Source organism: Streptomyces bohaiensis (genome assembly GCF_012033785.1).
Taxonomy (GTDB): domain Bacteria; phylum Actinomycetota; class Actinomycetes; order Streptomycetales; family Streptomycetaceae; genus Streptomyces; species Streptomyces bohaiensis.
This window is the reverse complement of record NZ_JAAVJC010000288.1, coordinates 1-5,970: the sequence shown is the minus strand read 5'-3', so window position 1 is coordinate 5,970 and position 5,970 is coordinate 1. Positions and strand designations below refer to the sequence as shown.

Below are 5,970 nucleotides of genomic sequence, written 5' to 3'. Positions count from 1 at the left end.
GGCCGGGGCCGGCGGTGTCCGCCGTGCCCCGGCGCCGCCGGCCGGTCGCGCCCGCGCAGCCGCCCAACCGCTCGGCCGCTGAACAGCTCAGCCGGCGGCCGCCTCCCGGCTGAGGCGGACCGTGTCGCGGTACCACTCCCCGCTGGCCTTCACGGTCCGTACCTGCGTGTCGTAGTCGACGTGCACGATGCCGAACCGCTTGTCGTAGCCGAAGGCCCACTCGAAGTTGTCCATCAGCGACCAGGCGAAGTAGCCGCGTACGTCCGCGCCCTGCGCGCGGGCGTCGGCGACCGCCCGGATGTGGCCGTCGAGGTAGGCGACGCGGTCGCCGTCGGGGACGGAGCCGTCGGCGGCGGGCAGGTCGTCGAAGGCGGCCCCGTTCTCGGTGACCACGGTCGGCACGCCGTACTCCCGCTCCAGCCGGACCAGCAGGCGGGTCAGCCCCTCGGGGACGATCTCCCAGCCCATCGCGGTGCGCGGCCGCTCGTACGGGACGTCGATGTCCACCGGCCGGCCGTCCGGGCCGGTCGTCGCGCCGTGCTCGTCGGTGCCGGAGTGGCGGTGGCTGGTGTAGTAGTTGACGCCGAGGACGTCCAGCGGTGCGGCGATCGTCGCCAGGTCGCCGTCGCGCACCGGGAGCGCCACGCCCTGCTCGGCCAGGTCGGCGACGACGTCCTCGGGGTAGTGGCCGCGGAACAGCGGGTCGAGATAGAGCCGGCCGCCCATGCCGTCGGCGAGCCGGGCGGCCCGCCGGTCGGCCTCGCTGTCGTCGGCGGGGGCGTGGTCGCCGAGGTTGAGGGTGATGCCGAGTTCGATGTCGTCGCCGCCGGCCTCCCGCAGCCGCCGGGTGGCGAGGCCGTGGCCGAGCAGCAGGTGGTGCGCGGCGGCCATGGCGTCGCCGAGATCCTGGCGGCCGGGGGCGTGGACGCCGGTGCGGTAGCCGAGCCAGGAGGAGCACCACGGCTCGTTGAGGGTGGTCCAGTGCCGCACCCGGTCGCCCAGGACGGCGTGGACGGCTTCCGCGTAGTCGGCGAACCGGTGGGCGGTGTCGCGGGCGGGCCACCCGCCGGCGTCCTCCAGTTCCTGCGGCAGGTCCCAGTGGTACAGCGTCAGCCAGGGGGTGACGCCGTGCTCCAGCAGCCGGTCGACCAGCCGGTCGTAGAAGCCGATGCCCGCGGGGTTGAGCGGCCCGGCGCCGCCGGGCTGCACGCGCGGCCAGGCGACCGAGAACCGGTAGGTGTCCACGCCCAGCCCCGCGATCATCGCGACGTCCTCGGGCATCCGGTGGTAGTGGTCGCAGGCGGTGTCGCCGTGCTCGGCGCGCACGACGGCGCCGGGTACCCGGCAGAACGTGTCCCAGATGGAGGGGGTCCGGCCGTCGACCGCCGCGGCGCCCTCGATCTGGTAGGCGGAGGTGGCCACGCCCCAGCGGAAGTCGGCGGGCAGGCCGGGCACGGCCCGGGCTCCCGGGAGCTGCTGGGGGGTGGCGGGCGGTGTGGCGGTCATGAGTCTCCCGATCCGTGCTCGGTGTGCAGCCAGCAGGCGACCGACCGGTCGCCCGCCGGGGCGGGGGTCAGTGCGGGGACGCGCGAGGCGCAGGGGTCGAACGCCTTGGGGCACCGCGGGTGGAAGGCGCAGCCGCTCGGCATCGACTTGAGGTCGGGCGGCGAGCCGGGGATGCCGGTGAGTTCCCGGCGGGGCCCGTGCAGCGCGGGGAAGGAGTGCAGCAGGCCGTGGCTGTAGGGGTGGCGGGCGTCGCGGTAGATCTCCTTGGCGCCGGCCTCCTCGACGATCCGGCCGCCGTACATCACCGCGACGCGGTCGGAGAACTCCAGCAGCAGCGAGATGTCGTGGGTGATGAAGACGACGGAGAAGCCCAGTTCCTCGCGGAGCCGCACCAGTTGCCGCAGGATCTGCCGCTGCATCACCACGTCGAGAGCGGTGGTCGGTTCGTCGAGCAGCACGATCTCGGGCTCCAGCGCCAGCGCCATGGCGATCATGACGCGCTGCCGCATGCCGCCGGAGAGCTGGTGCGGGTAGCTGCCGAGCCGGTCGGCGGAGATGCCGACCAGCGAGAGCAGTTCCGCGGCGCGGTCGTTGCGGGCGGCGCGTCCCATCGCGGGGCGGTGGGCGGCGATGACGTCGGTGAGCTGGCTGCGCACCGTGTGGACGGGGTTGAGGGAGTTCATCGCGCCCTGGAAGACCAGCGAGATCTCCTGCCAGCGGAAGGCGCGCAGTTCCTCGGGCCCGAGGTCGAGGATGTCGACGGCCGGCGTGCCGTTGCCGGGTCGGTAGCGGACCTCTCCGCCGGTGATGACGCCGGGCGGCGGCAGCAGCCGGGTGACGGCGTAGGCGAGGGTGGACTTGCCGCTGCCGGACTCGCCCGCGAGGCCGAGGATCTCGCCGCGGTGGAGCGTGAGGTTGATGTCGCGGACGGCGCGGACGGCGCTGTCGCCGAGGCCGTAGTCCACGTCCAGGCCGCGGATCTCCAGGACGGGTTCGGTCATCGGTGGCTCTCCTTGCCCGTGTCGGTGCCTGCTGTCCCGGGCCGGTCCGCGGCGCCGGCCGGGGCGGTGCCCCCGCGGGCCTCCGGGGCGTCCGGCGCCTCCGCTCCGTCCGGCCGGTCCGGTGCGTCCGGCCGGTCCGGTGCGTCCGGCCCGGCCGGGGGCGCGGCGGCCGCCGGGGCGGCGTCGCGGGGGTAGTCGCGGCGGACGACGGGGGTGAAGCCGATGCGCATCCGCACCGCGCGGTCCTCCTTGCCGGGCGAGCGCAGCCGGGGGTTGATGAACTCGTCGATGCCGAAGTTGATCAGCGCGAGGGCGGTGCCGAGCAGCGCGATGCAGAGGCCGGCGGGGACGAACCACCACCACGCGCCCTGCGCCAGCGCCTGGTTGGACTGCGCCCAGAACAGCACGGTCCCCCAGTTCCAGTCCGAGATGTCGGCGACGCCGATGAACGCCAGGGTGACGTTGGCGAGCACGGCGAAGATGACGGTGCCGATGAACCCGGAGGCGATGACGGCCGTCAGGTTCGGCAGCAGTTCGAAGACGATGATCCGCGGGGTGGACTCGCCGGTGGCCTTGGCTGCCTGCACGTAGTCGCGGTTGCGCAGCGAGAGCGTCTGGGCGCGCAGCACCCGCGCGCCCCACGCCCAGCCGGTGAGGCCGATGATCGCGGCGATGGCCAGGTCCCCGGTGTCGGGGAGGAAGCTCGCGATGATGATGATCAGCGGCAGGCCCGGGATGACGAGGAAGATGTTGCTGACCGAGGAGAGCAGGTCGTCGCCGAGGCCCCCGAGGTAGCCGGCGGTCACCCCGACGATGACGGAGAGCACCCCGGCGATGAGGGCCGCGGTGAAGCCCACGACCAGCACGCCCCGGGCGCCCACCAGGATCTGCGAGAAGATGTCCTGTCCGGTCTGCGTGGTGCCGAACAGGTGCTGCCAGGAGGGCGGTTGCAGCAGTTCGGGGCCGCGGGCCGAGGGGTCGTGCGGCGCGATCCAGGGGCCGATGATCGCGATCAGCACGAACCCGGCGAGGATCACCAGTCCGGTGAGGGTCTTGGGGTTGCGGAGGAACCGCGTGCGGTCGCGGCGGGCGGGGGCGGGAGCGGGTTCCGCGGTGGCGGGTTCCGCGGTGGCGATCGCCTCGTCGGTGGGCTGTGCCATCGTCAGGCCTCCCTTCGGGTACGGGGGTCGAGCGCCATGTAGGCGAGGTCGGCGAGGAGGTTGGCGGCGAGCACCGCGAGGGTGATGATCAGGAAGACGCCCTGCATCATCGGGTAGTCCTTGGCGCCGACCGCCTGGAAGAGGCGGTAGCCGATGCCGGGATAGGAGAAGACCATCTCCACCAGCAGCGTGCCGCCGACGATGAAGCCCAGCGAGAGCGCGAAGTTGGAGATGTTCGGCAGGATCGCGTTGCGGGCGGCGTAGGAGAACATCACCCGTCGCTCGGAGAGCCCCTTGGCCTGCGCGACCAGCACGTAGTCCTCGCTGGAGACGCTCACCATCATGTTGCGCATGCCGAGGATCCAGCCGGCGACGGCGCTGATGACGATGGTGATGGCCGGCAGCAGCGCGTGGTACAGCGCGCTGGAGATGAACCCCCAGGTCATCCCGGGCACCACGGAGGCGTCGTGGCCGCCGGAGGCGGGGAACACCCGCCACTGGACGGCGAAGACCGAGATGGCGAGCAGCCCGAGCCAGAAGTACGGGATGGAGGAGATGAAGGTGGTGACGGGCAGCAGCCCGTCGAGCCATGAGCCGCGCCGCCAGCCGGCGTAGATCCCGATGCCGGTGCCCAGGACGAAGCTGATCAGCGTGGTGACGCCCATCAGCGCCAGCGTCCACGGCAGGCTCTCGGCGATGATGTCGCCGACGCCGGTGGGGAAGAACGCGAACGAGGTCCCGAGGTCGCCGCGGAGCAGGTTGCCCCAGTAGTCGAGGTACTGCTGCCAGAGCGAGCGTTCGTCGTCGAGGCCGAAGAGGGTGTAGAGCGAGTCGATGGCCTTGGTGGAGAGCTGGCCCTGGAACCGGTTGATCAGCGCCTGCACCGGGTCCCCCGGCATGAGGCGCGGGATGACGAAGTTGATGGTGATGGCGGCCCACGCGGTGACGGCGTAGAAGGCGAGCCGCTGCAGGAGGTACTTCACGGTGCGCCCTCCCCGTGTCCACCGGTCTTGGCGAGCCGGTCGGCCGCCGGGCCGGCGGCGGGGTGGCCCCCGGCTTCGGGGGCGTCGGCGGCGTCGGCGGGGTCGGGGGCGAGGGGGCGGCCCTCGTAGAGCCAGCACGCGGCCCACTGGTCGTCGGCGACGGCGAACCGGGGCGGGGCCTCGCTGCGGCAGCGCTCCATCGCCTTGGGGCAGCGCGGGTGGAAGCGGCACCCCGCGGGCGGGGTGATCAGGCTGGGCGGTTCGCCCGGGGCGTCGGACTCGGCCTCGGCCTCGGCGACGACGGCGGCCTCGTGCTCGGCCACCGCGTGGGCGTCGTCCCCGGCGCCGGCCAGGGCGGCCGGCAGCGCGGCGTCCGCGTCGGCGGGCGGGGCGTCGGTCGGGCCGACGCCCTCGGCGATGCGGTCGGGGTCGGGCGCGGAGGCGATCAGCAGCTGCGTGTAGGGGTGGGCGGGCCGCTGGGTGACGGTCTCGCTGTTGCCGCCCTCCACCAGCCGGCCCGCGTACATCACCATCGTCTCGTCCGCGAAGTAGCGGGCGGAGGCGATGTCGTGGGTGATGTAGAGGATCGCCAACCGCATGCCCTCCTTGAGGTCCCGCAGCAGGTTGAGGATGCCCAGCCGGATGGAGACGTCCAGCATCGAGACGGGCTCGTCGGCGAGGAGGACGCGGGGCTGCGCCGCCATGGCGCGGGCGATGGCGACGCGCTGCCGCTGACCGCCGGACAGCTCGTGCGGGAAGACGTCGAGGTAGCGGGCGGCGGGGGTGAGGTGGACCCGCCCGAGGAGATCGGTCAGCGCCTGCTCCAGTTCGGCGGGCGTGCTGCCGGCGCGGCCGTGGATGCGCAGGGCGCGGGTCAGGTGGTACCGCACGGTGTGGACCGGGTTCAGCGAGCCGAACGGGTCCTGGAAGATCATCTGTACGTCGCGGCAGTAGGCGCGGAAGGCGCGGCCGCCCTTGGCCCGGGCGTTCTTCCCGTCCAGCAGCAGGTCGCCGCCGGTCGCGGGGTAGAGCTGCGCCAGCAGCCGGGCGATGGTGGACTTCCCCGAACCGGACTCGCCGACGACGGCGGTGACGGTGCCGCGGCGCAGCCGGAGCGTGACGTCGTCCACCGCGTGGACGACGGGCCGCGGGCCGCGTCGGGCGAGGCCCCGCAGACCGGAGCGAACACGGAAGTGCTTGGTCAGTCGGCGTGCTTCCAGTACCACCTCGTTCCCGGTGGCGGGCGGATCTGCTGCTGGTGAGGACATCGGGACGCGGCTCCTGGGTCTCGGGTCCGGGGTGGGCGGTCGGGGGCGGTGG

Annotated in this window: 5 protein-coding genes; all 5 read right to left on the bottom strand. The window is 73.4% G+C overall.

The annotated features are described in order from the left end of the window. Nucleotides 1-87 precede the first annotated feature (87 nt). The 5 genes from HCN52_RS21040 to HCN52_RS21020 are packed head-to-tail and all read right to left on the bottom strand — an operon-like array spanning nucleotide 88 to nucleotide 5,918. Nucleotides 88-1,506: a GH1 family beta-glucosidase gene (locus HCN52_RS21040; RefSeq protein ID WP_168090025.1), complete on the bottom strand. Its 1,419-nt coding sequence runs from the start codon at nucleotides 1,504-1,506 to the stop codon at nucleotides 88-90. Then, the gene (locus tag HCN52_RS21035; protein WP_168090024.1) at nucleotides 1,503-2,507 is read right to left on the bottom strand and encodes an ABC transporter ATP-binding protein; all 1,005 of its coding nucleotides are present in this window, start codon (nucleotides 2,505-2,507) and stop codon (nucleotides 1,503-1,505) included. The genes HCN52_RS21040 and HCN52_RS21035 overlap by 4 nt, the downstream gene beginning before the upstream one ends. After that, entirely contained in the window at nucleotides 2,504-3,667 is a 1,164-nt protein-coding gene (locus HCN52_RS21030; RefSeq protein WP_168090023.1) for an ABC transporter permease, read from the bottom strand. The genes HCN52_RS21035 and HCN52_RS21030 overlap by 4 nt, the downstream gene beginning before the upstream one ends. Nucleotides 3,668-3,669: 2 nt before the next feature. After that, the gene (locus HCN52_RS21025; RefSeq protein ID WP_168090022.1) at nucleotides 3,670-4,650 is read right to left on the bottom strand and encodes an ABC transporter permease; all 981 of its coding nucleotides are present in this window, start codon (nucleotides 4,648-4,650) and stop codon (nucleotides 3,670-3,672) included. Next, the gene (locus HCN52_RS21020; protein WP_168090021.1) at nucleotides 4,647-5,918 is read right to left on the bottom strand and encodes an ABC transporter ATP-binding protein; all 1,272 of its coding nucleotides are present in this window, start codon (nucleotides 5,916-5,918) and stop codon (nucleotides 4,647-4,649) included. The genes HCN52_RS21025 and HCN52_RS21020 overlap by 4 nt, the downstream gene beginning before the upstream one ends. Nucleotides 5,919-5,970: the final 52 nt, after the last annotated feature.